Origin of the sequence: Ponticoccus litoralis (genome assembly GCF_039769985.1) — a bacterium.
Taxonomy (GTDB): Bacteria; Pseudomonadota; Alphaproteobacteria; order Rhodobacterales; family Rhodobacteraceae; genus Ponticoccus; species Ponticoccus litoralis.
Genome location: NZ_JBDNCH010000002.1, coordinates 1,249,614 through 1,265,022, shown reverse-complemented (window position 1 = coordinate 1,265,022; position 15,409 = coordinate 1,249,614). Strand labels below are relative to the sequence as shown.

Genomic DNA, 15,409 nt, shown 5'->3' with positions numbered 1-15,409 from the left:
ACGCCCGTGTCAGCCGGCGATCAGGCCCATGCTTTCCAGCTTCAGGATCACCTGATGTGCGCAGTTGTCGACGTCGACATTCTCGGTCTCGACGCGCAGCTCGGGGTTCTTGGGCTCTTCGTAGGGGTCCGAGATGCCGGTGAACTCCTTGATCTTGCCTTCGCGCGCCAGCTTGTAGAGCCCCTTGCGGTCGCGGCGCTCACATTCCTCCAGCGAGGTCGCGACGTGGATCTCCAGGAAGGCGCCGAACTGCTCGATGTCCTCGCGCACGGCGCGGCGGGTCGCGGTATAGGGCGCGATGGGCGCGCAGATCGCGATGCCGCCGTTCTTGGTGATCTCGGAGGCGACATAGCCGATGCGGCGGATGTTCAGGTCGCGGTGCTCCTTGGAAAAGCCCAGCTCGGACGACAGGTTCTTGCGGACGATGTCGCCGTCCAGCAGCGTCACCGGGCGTCCGCCCATCTCCATCAGCTTGACCATCAGCGCGTTGGCGATGGTCGACTTGCCCGACCCCGAGAGGCCGGTGAAGAAGACCGTGAAGCCCTGCTTGGAGCGCGGCGGCTTGGTCTTGCGCAGTTCGGCGACCACCTCGGGGAACGAGAACCACTCGGGGATCTCCAGCCCTTCGGCCAGACGGCGGCGCAGCTCGGTGCCCGAGATGTTCAGGATCGTGACGTCGTCCTTGTCCGCGATCTCGTCGGCGGGCTCGTACTGGGCGCGCTCCTGCACGTAGACCATGTGCTTGAAGTCGACCATTTCGATGCCGATCTCGGCCTGATGCTCGCGGAACAGGTCCTGCGCGTCATAGGGGCCGTAGAAGTCCTCTCCGGCAGAGTTCTTGCCGGGGCCCGCGTGGTCGCGGTCGACGATCATGTGGGTGCAGCCGTGGTTCTTGCGGATGATCCCGTGCCAGACCGCCTCGCGCGGGCCGGCCATGCGCATGGCAAGGTTCAGCAGGCTCATCGAGGTGGTGGCCGAGGGGTACTTGTCCAGCACCGCCTCGTAGCAGCGCACGCGGGTGAAGTGATCGACGTCGCCCGGCTTGGTCATGCCGACGACCGGGTGGATCAGCAGGTTGGCCTGCGCTTCCTTGGCGGCGCGGAAGGTCAGTTCCTGGTGTGCGCGGTGCAGCGGGTTGCGGGTCTGGAAGGCCACGACCTTGCGCCAGCCCAGCTTGCGGAAGTGGGCGCGCAGTTCGTTCGGCGTGTCGCGGCGGGCGCGGAAGTCGTAGTGCACGGGCTGCTGGATGCCGGTCACCGGGCCGCCGAGGTAGATCTTGCCGGCCTGGTTGTGCAGGTAGTTCACCGCCGGGTGCGCGAGGTCGTCGGCGCCGAAGACCTTCTCGGCCTCATGTGCCTTGTTCGGCTCCCACTTGTCGGTGACGGTCATGGTGGCGAGGATCACGCCCTCCTGGTCGCGCAGGGCGATGTCCTGCCCGACCGCGATGCTTTCGGCGAACTTCTCGCTGACATCCAGCGTGATCGGCATCGGCCAGAGCGTGCCGTCGGACAGGCGCATGTTGTCGACGACGCCGTTGTAGTCTTCTTCGCTCAGGAAGCCCTTCAGCGGGTTGAAGCCGCCGTTCATCAGCAGTTCGAGGTCGCAGATCTGGCGCGGGGTCAGGTCCAGCGAGGTCAGCTCGGCGGCTTCGACCTTCAGCTTCTGGGCGCTGTCGTAGGAAACATACAGCTCCGGGATCGGGGCGAGGTTGGATTGCATCAGGCTACTCCTGTATTTCAAAGGCATGAGATCGGTGACAGAGCCGGTCAGCTCTGCATGAAGGGCGGCGTATTCGGCGAATTTCCGGGACAGGAAGGCCCGCACGAGGCGCTCCTTGGCGGCGTGGCCGTGATCGGTCAGCGCGTAGGCAAAGCGCTGGCGGCGATCCGGGCCCTGTCGCCTGCTCACCGTGACCAGCCCGGCCTCTGCGGCGGCCCGCAGTTGCGCGTTCAGGCGCCCCAGAGAGACGCCAAGCGCCTCGGCGGTGGCGCGCTGGCTGGCCTCTGGCGCATGCGCAAGCTGGCGCAGCAGCTCGAAGAGCTGCGCGTCCTCGGCGCGTGCGGGCAGGGGGGCGGGGTCGGACATTCCGGTGACTCAATCTGTGTTCACGGATGAACATATGTCACTCTTTGCAGGCGCAGCAAAGCCCTTTTGTCCCGCCGACAGAAGAAAAGGCCCCGATGGTGCCCTTTTGCCGGGCGTTCTGTCCACGGAAAAGGGCCGGGCGCGAAAAGCGGCCCGGCCCCCGTGCGGTGGTGTGGAATGGTTTGGGCTTCCGGCGCCATGGGCCGGAACGCGGTTCTTTTTGCCCGCTTCGGGGCTCAGTCGCTGAGCAGGCCCCAGCCGTCGGGTGCAAAACCGTGGTCAAGGGCGCAGCGCGCGGCGATCTCTTCGCCGATCCAGATGCCCTCTGCCGAGATCAGCTGGTCGGGCAGGGTGGCGACGAGGTAGGGCCCATCCGCGTCGTCTTCGGCGTCGGGCTCGATCCATTCGCAGTCGAAGCCCTCCACCGAAAGCGCCTCGGCCAGTGGACGCCAGTCGGCGCCGTCGGCCTCGGGGACAAGGAAGTAATCCACGTCCGCGACCTCGGGCAGGTCGCCCTCGTCGCGCATTTCGCGGTAGGCCCTTTGCGTCTCGGCGCGCTGCGCGTCGAAATCGTGCGCCATCTCAGTGACCGGCGGCGACGGGGGCGCCGTATCCCAGCGGCTGCGTCTCGTCCTTGCCGCTGTCGAGGTCCTGTTCCGCCAGCCAGCGTTCCGCTTCCAGCGCCGCCATGCAGCCCATGCCCGCAGAGGTCACCGCCTGCCGGTACTTGTGGTCGGTCAGGTCGCCCGCGGCGAAGATGCCGGGGATCGAGGTCTCGGTCGAATCGGGCTTGGTGACGACGTAGCCGCCCATGTGGGTTTCCAGAACGTCCTTCACCAGTTCGTTGGCGGGCGCGTGGCCGATGGCGACGAAGACACCGGCGCAGGGGATCTGGGACAGCTCGCCGGTCTTGACGTTCTTCACCTTCACGCCGGTTACGCCCTTGGGGTTGTCCTCGCCGACGACCTCTTCCAGCTGGTGGAACCACAGCGGCTCGATCTTGGGGTGTTTCATCAGGCGGTCCTGAAGGATCTTCTCGGCCCGCAGCTCGTCGCGGCGGTGGATCAGCGTCACCTTGCTGGCGAAATTGGTCAGGAACAGCGCCTCTTCGACAGCGGTGTTGCCGCCGCCGATCACCACGATTTCCTTGCCGCGATAGAAGAAGCCGTCGCAGGTCGCGCAGGCCGAGACGCCGAAGCCCTTGTAGGCCTCTTCCGAGGGCAGGCCCAGCCATTTGGCCCGGGCGCCGGTGGCGAGGATGATGGAATCGGCGGTGTAGGTCGTGCCAGAGTCGCCATGCGCCACGAAGGGCCGCACGTCGAAGTCGATCTTCTGGATGATGTCGCCGATGATCTCGGTGCCCATGGCGCGGGCGTGCGCCTCCATCTGGACCATCAGGTCGGGGCCCTGGATCTCGGTGTGGCCGGGCCAGTTCTCGACCTCGGTGGTGGTGGTCAGCTGGCCGCCGGGCTCCAGCCCCTGCACGAGGATCGGCTCCAGCATGGCGCGCGAGGCATAGACCCCGGCGGTGTAGCCCGCGGGGCCAGAGCCGATGATCAGAACCTTGGTGTGCCGTGTCTCGGGCATGATCTTTCCTTCCAACCTGCGCTTTGGCGGTGATATAGCCGCGCGGCGCCGCCTGTGAAAGAGGGCGCCGGGCGGCCATGCGGTCGTTGCAGGACTTGCGCGAAGGGGAGAAAGAATCTTGCCGTTGCGTGAAACATAATTGCGCGTGGCGCCCGCGCTGCTATAACATTCGCGAAATCACACCCGGGGGGACATATGCCGTCGCACAGGCTCGATCCGATTGACCGCAAGATCCTTGCAGAGCTTCAGACCGACGTACCGGATGACCAACGTGGAGCTGGCCCGCCGCGTCGGCATTTCCGCGCCGCCCTGCCTGCGCCGCGTGCGGGTGCTGGAGGAACAGGGCTTCATCAAGGGCTACCACGCCGACGTCGACATCCGCGAACTGGGGTTCGAGGTGCAGGTCTTTGTCATGGTCGGCCTGCAAAGCCAGGCCGAGGCGGACCTGAGCGCCTTCGAACGGCGCTGTGTCGACTGGTCGCTGGTGCGCGAGTGCCACATGCTGAACGGCGAGGTGGATTTCATCCTGAAATGCGTGGCGCCGGACCTGTCGACCTTCCAGAGCTTCCTGACCGGGCAGCTTCTGACCGCGCCCAACGTGGCCAGCGTGAAGACCAGCCTCGTGATCCGGGTGGCCAAGGACAACCCCGGCGTGCCCTTCGACGTGCTTGAGGATCGGCTGAACCGCTCTGCCTGAACGGGGTTTTTCCCGACAATTTGCGCTGTTGCCGCGGGTGTTCACGGTTTTACAAGGCTTCGGGCCGAAAGTCCTCGCAGAGGCTGACCCGAGGACCATCCATGACCGAACACAGGCCGCGAATCGAAGCTGACAGCGCCTATGCCGCGTCCGAGGCGCAGTTCCACCTGTCGGAACTGTTCTATTCGCGCACCGACGACCGGGGGGTGATCAGGGCCGGCAACACGGTGTTCCAGCGTGTCGCGGGCTTCGAATGGGGGGAGCTGATCGGCGCGCCGCACAAGATCATCCGCCATCCCGACATGCCCAAGGCCGTGTTTCACCTGCTGTGGGACCGGATCAGGGCGGGCAAGCCGACCGGGGCCTACGTCAAGAACCGCTGCAAGACCGGGCGGTACTACTGGGTCTTCGCCCCGGTCTCTCCGGCGGAGGGCGGGTTCATCTCGACCCGGCTGAAACCGTCGTCGCCGCTATTCGACTCCGTGCGCGACATCTATCAGGCCGCGCTGGCGCGCGAGGCAGGCGGCGCCCTGTCCCCCGCCGACAGCGCCGAGGCCCTGCTGGCCGACATCCGCGCGGCGGGCTACGCCAATTACGAGACCTTCCAGAGCCACGCGCTTGCGACAGAGTTCGAGGCGCGGGCCCGGCAGCTTGGCCAGCCGCTGGATCCGTTTCAGAAGCGGTTCCTCGGACATGGCCAAGGCCATTGCGCAGGTGCAGGTCGAAACCTCTGAAATGACAGAGGCGTTCCGGGCGATCCGCACGGTGCCGATGAACATGCGCATCATCGCCTCGCGGCTGGAAAGCGCGGGCGGTCCGATCAGCGCGATCTCCGTGAACTACAGCCAGATGCTGGAAGAGATGGCGACCTCGGGTGAAGACCTTCGTCGATGGCGAGGCCTGCGTCTTTGCCCGCATCCGCGACGCGATCTTCACCGGGCAGTTCCTCGGCTTCGCCTCGGCGATCGAGGAAGAGATGATCGGGGTTTTCGGCAAGGAGATCCGCAACTTCCCCGAGGCCTACCCGACAACGGTGGTCCCCGCGCGCGAGGTGGAGGAGGTCGAAGTCCACCGCAGGCACTTCATGGACCAGACCGCTGCCTCGCTCACCGCCGTCGAGGCAGAGGCAAAGCATTTCGCCCGGTCGGTGCTGGACATGAAACGCTATGTGACCGGCCTCAGCTCGACCCGGATGATGTGCAAGATCGAAAGCGCCGCGCTGTCGGAGTCGGGGGCTGCCCTGGTCGGGATCGTGGAGCAGCTTGATGCCTGTCAGAACGAAATCGAACAGCGTCTTGCCCGGGTGGTAGAGCTCAACTCTGTCATTCAGGGCAACACGTCGATGCTGCGGTCACTGCACTAGGCCCGGCATCTCCGCGCGGGCGGGGTCTGGGGTGCGTGGGCAATCGGTCTGCCCCGGCCTCTGTCTTGCAGGTGCCCTGTTGCGTGCCCCGCCCCGCGTTCCGATACCGCCCCGACCGGGCCCGCGCCGATTGAACGGCTGGCGTGATCGTGCCGCGCGGGGGGCGCGCGAGGCGAGGGGCGCCCCCGCCGTCCTCCCCCGGCCTCAGGCGTCGAGCAGGCTGTCGATCACCTCGCGCGCGGTGCGCGTCAGCGTGGTCTGGCCGAAATCCTCGAGACCGGAGATGTTCGGGAACATCGACAGGTAGAGCGCGCGCAGGTTCTGTCCCAGCCCCTGCCCGATGGCCTTGCCGGGGTGATAGGTCTCCATCTCGATGCCGCCGACGGTGATGATCGTGTGCCGGGGCACCATCAGGTGGTACAGTTGCACGGTTCCGGCAGGGGCCACCTGCAGGTAACGGTCGCCGTCCACGTAGTCGGAGACCGGTGCCAGCACCGCCTCTTCCCCCAGCAGAGACCGCAGCCGGGGGTGGCGCACGATCATGCGCGCGGCGGGACCGACAAGCGTATCCACCGGCGGATGCCCAAGGCCGAAGGCCTCGGCGGTGATCCGGGTCATATGGGTCAGCGTGGTGGCCTCGACCGCGTGGCCCGGCACATAGGTTGTCGATCCGATCCATGTCACCGGCTCGGTGCCAGAGGCGGTCTGGATGTAGTCGCCGGGCACCAGGTCCTCGATGGCGACGGCACCGTGCAGGGTCTCGATCAGGGTGCCGCGCGCAAAGGCGCTGGCACAGCCTTCGAACAGCGGCGTCGCCGGGGCGATGACCTGCTTGGTGGTGACAGAGAGATCGGGCAGCAGCGCCGCAACCTCGAACCGGCGCATGAAAGAGACGGCGCGGGCCGGGGGCCGGGCAGGAGACGGCACCCGCGCCGGGGCGACGGGCGTGGAAAGAGAGCCGGTTCCTGCAAGGCCGTGGCGGATAGAGGACATGTGAACACCCCGAAAAGGTTGGTCACATCCGTGTTGGCCCCCACCAACAACGCCAGAAGGACAAGTGAGCAGATTTGTTTTTATCGACCGCCATAAAGCTCGTTTGACCGGTCGCCGTCAAAATCCCGGCCCCGAAACGGCAAAAGCCGGGGTAAATCCCGGCTTCGTGGTCTGATTGTTCTGTGGTGGTGGACGACGCTGCCTCAATTGGGCGGCGCCGTCTCTGGGCCGCGCCGAATCGGCGGCGGTTCAGGCGCGCTGGCGCTGCGGCTGGGGGCGGTCCTTGCGGCGCGTGATCATCGCGCTGCGCGGCGTGCCGCGATCCCGGGGAAGGGGGGCGCGGGTGGTCCGGGCCGTTTCCACGATGGACTTGATGAAACGGGTTTTCATGGCGGCCTGCTGTCCTCTGCTCTGATTGGTCCCGGGGCGCCGTGCGCTCTGGTCGGGGCAGGCGCCAGTTTGCCGGGAAAATGGGGCAGACTTGTGACCGAAGGCGGATAATCTGGGGCGGGCCGCAGAATTGTTTCCGGCGCGGTGGCGGGGTGGGCGGTCAGATCCGGATGGCAGAGATCAGCCGCCCGTAATCCGCCTCTTTGCGGTGGGTGCTGCGCCGGTAGGAATAGAAGCGACCCTCGTCCGCATAGGTGCAGTGGCGCGTCCATTCCGCCTCGACCCCGGCGGCGCGCAGTTTTGCCAGCCCGTAGGCGGGCAGGTCGAAGTGCACCCGATCGCCCGCGCCCCCGGCGAAGAAGCGGCTGTTGTCCGGGTCCTCGGCCATGAAATCCTCGAGGAACTCGGGGCCGACCTCATAGGCCCGCTGACTGATGGAGGGGCCGATGACGGCGCGAATCGATCCGCGCGTGGCGCCAAGCGCGACCATCGCCTCGACCGTCGCCTCCAGCACGCCGTCCCGCGCCCCGCGCCAGCCCGCATGGGCGGCGCCGATCACCTGCGCCCGGGCATCGGCGAAAAGCACCGGCTGGCAATCCGCCGTCAGCACCGCCAGCGCCAGACCCGGCGTCGCGGTCACCATGGCATCGGCCTTGGGCTTGCCGGAGAGCGGTTCCGTCAGGGTCACCACATCCGCCGAATGCACCTCGGTGGACAGAGTTCAGCGCGCCCGGGGCGACGCCCATGGCCTCGGCCACGCGGGTGCGGTTGATGCTGACGATCTCGGCCTGATCGGACGAGCCCGGCCCGCAGTTCAGCCCCGCGAAGATGCCCGAAGAGGCCCCCCGCGCCGGGTGAAGAACCCATGTCGGAACGGCAGCAGGGCGCTGTGGGAAAGGATCTCAAGGGTCATCGTGCGATACGCGCGGCTCCAGTCCGGGTGGCGGTGGAGCCCCGTCGGGAAACAGGGCCATTACCTTGAACAGTGACCCCATTTCATCGGGGTGCGTCAACCGGCGATGTGCGGCGACATGGCTGTGCAGCGCGGAGCCGCTGAGCCCCTGCGCCAGTGCCTCGGCCCGCGCGGTGATCCCGAGCCGTTCCAGAAAGACGCCCTGCGGCGTCATCTGCGAGGTCCGGGCCGGCGCGGCGGCCCGGGCCAGCGCCTCGAAATCCACATGGGCGGTCAGGTCGGCGGCGCCGGGGGCGGCGAAGGGATCGGCGGGCCGGTGGTCCTTCAGGGCCTGAAAGGTGTCGCCGAAAGAGCGCCAGCCGCCATAGTCGATCACCAGCGCGGCGCCGCCGTGCCGGGCGATCCGGGCGCCGATCTCCTGCGCCAGCGCGGCGGCGGGGGCGCAGGTTTCCACCAGATGCCCGGCGGTGGTATCCGCCAGCCGGTGATCCAGCGCGGCGACCGGTGTGGCAGCGGCCAGCCCCGAGACCGGCGCGTCGTCCGTCAGGCCGACCATGCGTTCGCGCCAGCCGCCGTCGCTGCGGAGGAACTGCCGGATCGGCAGCGCGTCGAAGAACTCGTTCGCGAGCAGGTAAAGCGGCCCCTCGGGCAGGCTTTCTGCGGTCTCGTGCCAGGTGGGCGCCCGGCCCTGCAGGCGCGCGGCCTGTTCGGCGCGCAGCGGCGGCGAGGCCTCGACCAGATGCAGCCGAAGCGCGTCGTGAAAGCCGGGGACGCGGGCGGTGGCCCGTAGGACGTCGGTCATCAGCGTGCCGCGCCCGGGGCCCAGCTCGGCCAGCACGAAGGCGGCGGGGGCGCCCTGATCCATCCAGGCCTGCGCAAGGCAGAGGCCCAGCATCTCGCCGAACATCTGGCTGATCTCGGGCGCGGTGGTGAAATCCCCGGCGGCGCCAAGCGGGTCGCGGGTGGCGTAATAGCCGTGTTCGGGGTGCAGCAGGCAGGCGGCCATGTAGTCGGCCAGCGTCATTGGCCCGGTCGCCGCGATCTGCCGGGACAGCAGCACGCCCAGGGTGTCATGGGGCGACCGGCGTCGCCATCCTCCGGCGCGCCCAGAGCACGAGGGCGAGACCGCCGAGAATCATCGGCAGCGTCAGAACCTGCCCCATGGTCAGCCCGTAGCCGTTCACATGCAGCGCAAGGCCCAGCGGGTTGCCCGGCGTCTGGAACTGCGCGTCCGGCTGGCGGAAGAACTCCACGAAGAAGCGCGCCAGCCCGTAGCCGGCGAAGAACACGCCCGCCACGGCGCCCGGCGTCTTCAGCCAGCCGCGCCGCACGAGGATCCAGATCGCCAGTCCCAGCACCAGCCCTTCCAGCCCGGCCTCGTACAGCTGCGAGGGGTGCCGCGCGCAAAGTTCACCGGCGGGCTGGCCGCAGTCCTGCGCGCGCTGGCCGGGAAAGATCACCGCCCGGGGCAGGTCCGACGGGCGGCCCCAAAGCTCGGCGTTGACGAAGTTGGCCAGCCGCCCCAGCAGCAGGCCGGGCGGGGTCGCAAGCGCCATCATGTCGGCGGTGGGCGCGGGCGCGATGCCGTTGCGCCAGCAGAACACCGCCACGGCGACGACCACACCCAGAAGCCCGCCATGGAAGGACATGCCGCCGGTCCAGATCATCGGGATCTCCAGCGGGTTCGCCAGGTAGTAGCCGGGCATGTAGAACAGCACGAAGCCAAGCCGCCCGCCCGCGATGATGCCGAGGATCACCCGGGTCAGCAGGTCTTCGGCCTGCTTGGGTGTCATCGGCGGCGTCTCCGCGTGCCAGAGCGCGGGCCGCCGCAGGCAGCGCACCGCCAGCCACCAGCCCAGCACGATGCCCGCGATATAGGCCAAGGCGTACCAGCGCAGCGCGAACTCCAGCCCGAAGAGGCTGATCGAGAAGATCTCGGAGGAAAGGTCGGGGAAGGGGATGGCGGCGATCATGCGTCCTGTTGCCTCGTGTTTCGGGGCGAAGTCAACCTTGAGCGGAAGGCCCGCGCAGCCCATATAGGGGGGAATGAAACGGGGGAGTGACCCATGCAGACCCGCAACAAGGTGTTCGACGACATCTCGCAGCTTATGACCAACGCGATGGGCGTGGCGCAGGGCGCCCGGCAAGAGGCCGAGACCGCCATGAGTTCGATGATCGACCGCTGGCTGGCCGATCGCGACTTTGTGACCCGCGAGGAATTCGACGCGGTGCGCGGCATGGCCCAGAAGGCCCGCGAAGAGAACGAGGCGCTGAAGGCGCGGCTCGCCGCGCTCGAGGCCAAGCTGAACGGCTGACAGGCCGCGCGCCGCCCCCGGGGCGGCGCGGCTCAGGACCGGCGCGGCGGGATGACCTGCTGCGCGATGCCGGCGAAGATCAGGTAGACCGAGGTCGCCACCAGCCCCCAGTGCGCCCAGCTCTGGGGATGGAAATCCACCCAGTGCCGCCCATCCGGCAAAGAAGGTCCAGGCCAGGGCAATCGGCAGTGACAGCGCCCGCCAGCGTTCGGTGCGCACCGGGTGGATGAATTTCAGCGGCAGGAACATGGCCACGGCCAGCACGGTGACCAGCAGCAGGATTACCCAGAAACCCGGCTTGATAGCGAAGAGCACCAGCACCAGCATGTTCCAGCAGCCCGGGAAGCCCTGGAACGAGTTGTCGGTGGTTTTCATCCGGTTGTCGGCGAAATACATCGCGCTGGCGAAGGTGATCACGATGATCGCGAACCAGCCGGTCCAGCCGGGCAGAAGGCCGCTCTGGAACAGGGCGAAGGCCGGGATGAAGACATAGGTCAGGTAGTCGATGATCAGGTCCAGCAGGACCCCGTCGAACCGGGGGGCGTTGGACTTCACGTCGTATTTCCGGGCCAGAGGCCCGTCGATCCCGTCGACCACGAAGGCCACCACCAGCCACAGGAACATGACCGGCCACTGCGCCTGCACCGCCGCCAGCATGGCAAGCATGGCAAAGACGGCGCCGGTGGCGGTGAAAAGGTGAACGAAAAGCGCGCGCTGCTGGAGTTTCATCGGCACGTCATGACCGATTCTGGTCACAAGCGCAAACCGTCCCGCCATGGCCCGGCCCATCAAGGCCGTTTGGCCGCGCGAAAGTGGCGCCGCCCGCCGTCCCGCAGCATCCCGCGCCTGGCATCGGCAGGGCGCGCGCCTTGTGCTTCTTCTTGGTCCAAATACCTCTTGGCGCCGCTGCCGCACCCACCCCGGCTGCAGGCCGGGCGCCGGTCAGGCCGGGGGCTCTTTCATCAGTGCCGCCAGCGCCCCCAGGTCCGAACCGAACCCCGTTTCCAGCCGGTCGAGCCGCGGCAAGGCGCACCGCCGCGTCCTTGTTCTGGCCCAGCTTCACGGTGCTTTGCACATCCTCGACATGCAGCCGGAAGGGCAGGATCATGCGCAGGAACCGCGCGGTGACCTCGGCGCTCATCTTGTCCATGGTCCATGGCGGCTTGGGCAGCAGGCGCGCTTCGAAGAAGGCCGACTGCCGCGCCAGCATCTCCGGCAGCCGATCGGCAGGCAGCGCCTCCAGCCGGCCGGACAGGTGCACGGCGGTATAGTTCCACGTCGGCACCTGGTCCGCGATCCCGTACCAGTCGGGCGAGACGTAGCCGTCCGGCCCGGTCACCACCAGCCGCGCCGGGCCGGTCGCCCGGCAGATCGGGTTGGAGCGCACGAGATGCAGGTCGACCCCGGCGCCATCCTCCGACAGCAGGAAGGGCACATGCGCCAGAAGCGGCACCGGCTCGGCAGAGACGCAGAGCATGCCGAAGGCCCGCTCTCGCGCGATCTCCAGTGGCGAGGGCGCTGTCGGCCTTTCGGAAGGTCGGGTTCGGATGCATCGCTCAGGCGGTCAGCTGGGTGCCCGAGGTGCCGGTGATCGTCACCGGAACGATCTGGCCCACGGGCTGCGGTGCGGCAAAGCGCACCTCGGTGAACTGCTCGGTCCGGCCCATGTCCGGCGCCTCTGTCAGGACGCGGTGCGCGCGTCCCTGCTGCTGGGCCAGGTGGCGGGTCACGGCGCGATCGCCTGCGGCACGCAGGCGGGCGGCGCGTTCCTTGATCACGCTGCCATCCACCCGCGAGGGGATGCGTGCGGCGGGGGTGCCGGGGCGGGCCGAATAGGGGAAGACGTGCAGCCAGGTCAGGTCGCAGTCTTCGACCAGCTTCAGCGAGTTCTCGAAATGCGCCTCTGTCTCGGTCGGGAAGCCCGCGATGATATCGGCGCCGAAGGTGATCTCGGGGCGCAGGCGCCGCGCCTCTTCGGTAAAGCGGATCGCGTCGTCGCGCAGGTGGCGGCGTTTCATACGCTTCAGGATCAGGTCGTCGCCATGTTGCAGCGACAGGTGCAGATGCGGCATCAGGCGCGGTTCCGTCGCGATGGCCAGCATCAGGTTCTCGTCCGCCTCGATCGAATCGATCGAGCTGATCCGCAGGCGCGGCACATCGGTCAGCCGCAGAAGCCGCATCACCAGGTCGCCCAGCCGTGGCGTGCCCGGCAGGTCGGCCCCCCAGAGGTCAGGTCGACCCCGGTCAGCACCACCTCGTTATAGCCCTGCTGCACCAGCCGCTTGACCTGATCGACCACGACCCCGGCGGGGACGGACCGCGAATTGCCGCGCCCATAGGGGATGATGCAGAAGGTACAGCGGTGGTCGCAGCCGTTCTGCACCTGCACATAGGCGCGCGAGCGCGAGCCGAAGCCGTCGATGAGGTGCCCGGCGGTTTCCGTCACCGACATGATGTCGTTGACCATCACGCGCTCGGTCTCGCCGATGAAATCGCGGCCCAGCCCCGCCCAGGTCCCGGGCGCCATCTTCTCGGTATTGCCGATGACGTGGTCGACCTCTGCCATGGCGGCAAAGCTGTCCGGGTCGATCTGCGCGGCGCAGCCGGTGACGATGACACGGGCCTCGGGGTTCTCGCGCCGCAACCGGCGGATTTCCTTGCGGGCCTTGGCCACCGCCTCGTTGGTCACCGCGCAGGTGTTCACGATCACGGCGTTGTCGACGCCCGCCTCTTCGGCCAGCGCCTTCATCGCCTCGGTCTCGTAGGCGTTCAGGCGGCAGCCCAGCGTGGTGAATTTCGGCGCGCTCACGGGTTCTGCTCCAGCCATGCGGCGGTGAAGGCGCCGTCGAAGACATGGGCCGTGCCGCCGGTCATCCAGACGCCGTCCTCGCGCCAGTCCACCTTCAGGCTGCCGCCGTCGAGGTCGATCCGCACCGAGCGCCCGGTCAGCCCGCGCCGCGCCGCCGCCACGGCGGTCGCGCAGGAGGAAGAGCCCGAGGCCAGTGTCACGCCCACGCCGCGCTCCCACACGCGCATGCGGATGTGGTCGGGGCCGATGACGCTGGCCACCTGCACATTGGTGCGCTGAGGGTAGAGCGGATGGTGCTCGTAGCGCGGGCCGAACTGCTCCAGCGGGATCGCCTCGGCATCCTCGACGAAGAAGGTGCAATGCGGGTTGCCCATGCCGGTCGCCACCGGCGCGCCCTCGATGGGCAGCTCCAGCGTGTCCATGGCTTCGGCCAGCGGGATCTCCTGCCAGTTGACCTGCGGCGGCCCCATGTTGACCGAGGTCAGCCCGTCGCCCGCATCCCGCGCCGACAGGGTGCCCCGGTCGGTCGTCAGCTCCAGCGCCGTGGCGCCGCTCTCGTCCATCAGGTAGCGGGCGATGCAGCGCGTGGCATTGCCGCAGGCCGCCGAGGTCGAGCCGTCGGCGTTGTAGAAGGTCAGGTGCGGCGCATTGCCCGCGCCCGAGATCACCGCCAGCTGGTCGAAGCCCACACCCCGGTGCCGGTCGGCAATGGCCGTGATGCGCGCAGGGGTCAGACCCGCCTCCCGCGCACGGGAATCGATCACGACGAAGTCATTGCCGAGGCCGTGCATTTTCATGAACGGCAGGGAGGGGGCAGAGTGTTTCATGGCGCGGATATACGTGCGAAGCGGGCGGCTTTCCAGTGTCGCGGCACCCGCCTTGCAGAAAGGTGGCAAAAAACGTGATTTTATGGGTTGACCATACCGGGCCATCCTCATAGTCAGGCCGCCACAGTGGGCCGTTAGCTCAGTTGGTAGAGCAACTGACTTTTAATCAGTGGGTCGCAGGTTCGAATCCTGCACGGCTCACCACTGTACACCTGAAATCGCTCGAATACACGGACGGATGCGCAAGCATCCGTCCGAGCGTCTCGATCCGTCCGAACTTGGAGGGGTCGGGAAAACCCGAGGCAATCCAGAGGTTTGCGCCGGTGCGGCTGCCTCCTGCGCCGAAGCGGGCGGCGGGCGCTTGGTCAGGGCTTCCCTGGTGGAGTGGGAATCGTCGACACGTGGGGCGGGGGCGGAACGGTCGTCCCCTGCGGTCCGGCGCATGAGCGCGCCGGGCAGAGGGCAAGCCGCTGCCGCGCCGGGTCGGAAGACGAGGGGCTCGCTCGACCGGCCTGCCTGTCTATAGAAGAATCGGTGCGGCACTGGCGGGCCGGGATCAGGGGCTGCCGCCGCGATCTTTCCGGGCCCGGTCGATGAACTGGAAGCTCAGCGAAATGAGGTTGGCCAAAACGCCCAGGATACCCCCGATGACGATGAGGTAGGGGCTGGCCAGCAGGGTGTCGATGACGTCCGGTTTGATAATCGCCTCGCTGACGCCAAGGGCGTCGATGCGGATCGCGGCCCCGTCCTCTGCGCTGCGGAAAACCGCCTGAAACCGATCTCCGTCGATCAGGACCACCTGCCCGAAACCCTGCGCTGCTTGCATATCGCGATTGTCCGAGACGATCGTGGCGGTATCGCCGTAGGTCAGCGCGCCGCTGCGGACGACATCGGACCGGCGCCCGAACCATGCGGACAGGCGGTTGCTTTCCCTGACCGTGTAGTCCCCCTCCAGCAAGAGACCACGCGCCCCCGGCGCCATGGCTTCGCCGATCTGCATGGTTCCGGCAAAGGTCATTGCGCCGAGACCGGCGAGGGACGTCGCCGGAAGAACAAGAATCGTGCCCTTGGGGTATTGGCCCTGCGCTTCCCGGATGACCAGCAGGACCCGGCTGCCGTCATGGCGCAGGGAAATCTGGTTGCCGCCCTGCCATTCCAGGGTCAGCGAGGTTTCTTCGCTCTCCTCGTAGATCCGGCCATCGCATTGTGCCGCTGTGGCCGGATCGGGCGACCGCCGCAGGGCGGTCTGGCGCGGCGTGCAAAGCGTAGCGGCGCCCAGGAACCAGGAGTTGCGGCCATCGAAGGTGATGTCGGCGCCAAGGGTTTGCGCGGAAAGGATGTAGGTGCGCGAGACCCCCTGATTGAGCCAGAGCAGGGCGGCGAGGATCGACAGGATCAGGCTCGCTGCGACAGCGTCAAGCCATCGCATG

At 67.6% G+C, this 15,409-nt stretch carries 13 protein-coding genes, 1 tRNA gene and 4 pseudogenes; 5 read left to right on the top strand and 13 right to left on the bottom strand.

Annotated features, from left to right (window positions below):
- Positions 1-9: 9 nt before the first annotated feature.
- The 3 genes from ABFB10_RS07275 to trxB all read right to left on the bottom strand — a co-directional run bounded on the left by ABFB10_RS07275 (position 10) and on the right by trxB (position 3,672).
- Positions 10-2,085 (bottom strand): bifunctional sulfate adenylyltransferase/adenylylsulfate kinase, encoded by a 2,076-nt coding sequence (locus tag ABFB10_RS07275; protein WP_347166004.1) that lies wholly within the window; start codon positions 2,083-2,085, stop codon positions 10-12.
- A 236-nt stretch (positions 2,086-2,321) separates the two neighbouring features.
- The gene (locus tag ABFB10_RS07270) at positions 2,322-2,666 is read right to left on the bottom strand and encodes a ribonuclease E inhibitor RraB (protein ID WP_347166003.1); all 345 of its coding nucleotides are present in this window, start codon (positions 2,664-2,666) and stop codon (positions 2,322-2,324) included.
- A gap of 1 nt (position 2,667) precedes the next feature.
- Positions 2,668-3,672 (bottom strand): thioredoxin-disulfide reductase, encoded by a 1,005-nt coding sequence (gene trxB, locus ABFB10_RS07265; RefSeq protein WP_347166002.1) that lies wholly within the window; start codon positions 3,670-3,672, stop codon positions 2,668-2,670.
- Positions 3,673-3,867: 195 nt separating this feature from the next.
- Here trxB and ABFB10_RS07260 point away from each other — a divergent pair.
- The 3 genes and pseudogenes from ABFB10_RS07260 to ABFB10_RS07250 all read left to right on the top strand — a co-directional run bounded on the left by ABFB10_RS07260 (position 3,868) and on the right by ABFB10_RS07250 (position 5,732).
- Positions 3,868-4,369 (top strand): annotated as a pseudogene (locus ABFB10_RS07260) (Lrp/AsnC family transcriptional regulator).
- A 101-nt stretch (positions 4,370-4,470) separates the two neighbouring features.
- Positions 4,471-5,103, top strand: coding sequence for a PAS domain-containing protein (locus ABFB10_RS07255; protein WP_347166001.1), 633 nt, complete (start codon positions 4,471-4,473; stop codon positions 5,101-5,103).
- A 140-nt stretch (positions 5,104-5,243) separates the two neighbouring features.
- Positions 5,244-5,732 carry a hypothetical protein gene (locus ABFB10_RS07250; RefSeq protein WP_347166000.1) on the top strand — a complete coding sequence of 163 codons (489 nt, stop codon included), beginning with the start codon at positions 5,244-5,246 and terminating at the stop codon, positions 5,730-5,732.
- A gap of 204 nt (positions 5,733-5,936) precedes the next feature.
- Here the strand turns inward: ABFB10_RS07250 and ABFB10_RS07245 are convergent, their stop codons facing one another.
- The 5 genes and pseudogenes from ABFB10_RS07245 to lgt form a co-directional block, all read right to left on the bottom strand.
- Positions 5,937-6,725: a Hint domain-containing protein gene (locus ABFB10_RS07245; RefSeq protein WP_347165999.1), complete on the bottom strand. Its 789-nt coding sequence runs from the start codon at positions 6,723-6,725 to the stop codon at positions 5,937-5,939.
- A gap of 249 nt (positions 6,726-6,974) precedes the next feature.
- Positions 6,975-7,115: a hypothetical protein gene (locus ABFB10_RS07240; protein ID WP_347165998.1), complete on the bottom strand. Its 141-nt coding sequence runs from the start codon at positions 7,113-7,115 to the stop codon at positions 6,975-6,977.
- 160 nt (positions 7,116-7,275) lie between these two features.
- Positions 7,276-8,028 (bottom strand): annotated as a pseudogene (gene pgeF, locus ABFB10_RS07235) (peptidoglycan editing factor PgeF).
- On the bottom strand, positions 8,018-9,052 hold the full coding sequence (locus tag ABFB10_RS07230) for a class I SAM-dependent methyltransferase (protein WP_347167960.1): 1,035 nt from the start codon (positions 9,050-9,052) through the stop codon (positions 8,018-8,020). The pseudogene pgeF and the gene ABFB10_RS07230 overlap by 11 nt, the downstream one beginning before the upstream one ends.
- Before the next feature lie 46 nt (positions 9,053-9,098).
- A complete protein-coding gene (gene lgt / locus ABFB10_RS07225) occupies positions 9,099-10,001 on the bottom strand; it encodes a prolipoprotein diacylglyceryl transferase (protein WP_347165997.1) in 903 nt (300 codons plus the stop codon).
- 93 nt (positions 10,002-10,094) lie between these two features.
- Here lgt and ABFB10_RS07220 point away from each other — a divergent pair, with 93 nt between their 5' ends.
- On the top strand, positions 10,095-10,343 hold the full coding sequence (locus ABFB10_RS07220; RefSeq protein WP_023851954.1) for an accessory factor UbiK family protein: 249 nt from the start codon (positions 10,095-10,097) through the stop codon (positions 10,341-10,343).
- Positions 10,344-10,375: 32 nt separating this feature from the next.
- Here the strand turns inward: ABFB10_RS07220 and ABFB10_RS07215 are convergent.
- The 4 genes and pseudogenes from ABFB10_RS07215 to dapF form a co-directional block, all read right to left on the bottom strand.
- Positions 10,376-11,072: pseudogene (locus tag ABFB10_RS07215) on the bottom strand (CDP-alcohol phosphatidyltransferase family protein).
- Between the two features lie 7 nt (positions 11,073-11,079).
- Entirely contained in the window at positions 11,080-11,820 is a 741-nt protein-coding gene (locus ABFB10_RS07210; protein WP_347165996.1) for an FMN-binding negative transcriptional regulator, read from the bottom strand.
- A 79-nt stretch (positions 11,821-11,899) separates the two neighbouring features.
- Positions 11,900-13,152, bottom strand: a pseudogene (mtaB, locus tag ABFB10_RS07205) (tRNA (N(6)-L-threonylcarbamoyladenosine(37)-C(2))-methylthiotransferase MtaB).
- Entirely contained in the window at positions 13,149-13,979 is an 831-nt protein-coding gene (dapF, locus tag ABFB10_RS07200) for a diaminopimelate epimerase (RefSeq protein ID WP_347165995.1), read from the bottom strand. The pseudogene mtaB and the gene dapF overlap by 4 nt, the downstream one beginning before the upstream one ends.
- A 128-nt stretch (positions 13,980-14,107) precedes the next feature.
- Here dapF and ABFB10_RS07195 point away from each other — a divergent pair.
- Positions 14,108-14,183: transfer RNA gene (locus tag ABFB10_RS07195), tRNA-Lys, on the top strand.
- A gap of 352 nt (positions 14,184-14,535) precedes the next feature.
- Here the strand turns inward: ABFB10_RS07195 and ABFB10_RS07190 are convergent.
- The gene (locus ABFB10_RS07190; RefSeq protein ID WP_347165994.1) at positions 14,536-15,408 is read right to left on the bottom strand and encodes a hypothetical protein; all 873 of its coding nucleotides are present in this window, start codon (positions 15,406-15,408) and stop codon (positions 14,536-14,538) included.
- Between the last annotated feature and the right edge of the window lies 1 nt (position 15,409).

Bases quoted from the DNA above. Each gene is read 5' to 3' on its own strand.
- ABFB10_RS07275 (WP_347166004.1), bottom strand. From the start codon at position 2,085: ATGTCCGACCCCGCCCCCCTGCCCGCACGCGCCGAGGACGCGCAGCTC.
- ABFB10_RS07270 (WP_347166003.1), bottom strand. From the start codon at position 2,666: ATGGCGCACGATTTCGACGCGCAGCGCGCCGAGACGCAAAGGGCCTAC.
- trxB (WP_347166002.1), bottom strand. From the start codon at position 3,672: ATGCCCGAGACACGGCACACCAAGGTTCTGATCATCGGCTCTGGCCCC.
- ABFB10_RS07255 (WP_347166001.1), top strand. From the start codon at position 4,471: ATGACCGAACACAGGCCGCGAATCGAAGCTGACAGCGCCTATGCCGCG.
- ABFB10_RS07245 (WP_347165999.1), bottom strand. From the start codon at position 6,725: ATGTCCTCTATCCGCCACGGCCTTGCAGGAACCGGCTCTCTTTCCACG.
- ABFB10_RS07240 (WP_347165998.1), bottom strand. From the start codon at position 7,115: ATGAAAACCCGTTTCATCAAGTCCATCGTGGAAACGGCCCGGACCACC.
- ABFB10_RS07230 (WP_347167960.1), bottom strand. From the start codon at position 9,052: ATGACGCTGGCCGACTACATGGCCGCCTGCCTGCTGCACCCCGAACAC.
- lgt (WP_347165997.1), bottom strand. From the start codon at position 10,001: ATGATCGCCGCCATCCCCTTCCCCGACCTTTCCTCCGAGATCTTCTCG.
- ABFB10_RS07220 (WP_023851954.1), top strand. From the start codon at position 10,095: ATGCAGACCCGCAACAAGGTGTTCGACGACATCTCGCAGCTTATGACC.
- ABFB10_RS07210 (WP_347165996.1), bottom strand. From the start codon at position 11,820: ATGCTCTGCGTCTCTGCCGAGCCGGTGCCGCTTCTGGCGCATGTGCCC.
- dapF (WP_347165995.1), bottom strand. From the start codon at position 13,979: ATGAAACACTCTGCCCCCTCCCTGCCGTTCATGAAAATGCACGGCCTC.
- ABFB10_RS07190 (WP_347165994.1), bottom strand. From the start codon at position 15,408: ATGCGATGGCTTGACGCTGTCGCAGCGAGCCTGATCCTGTCGATCCTC.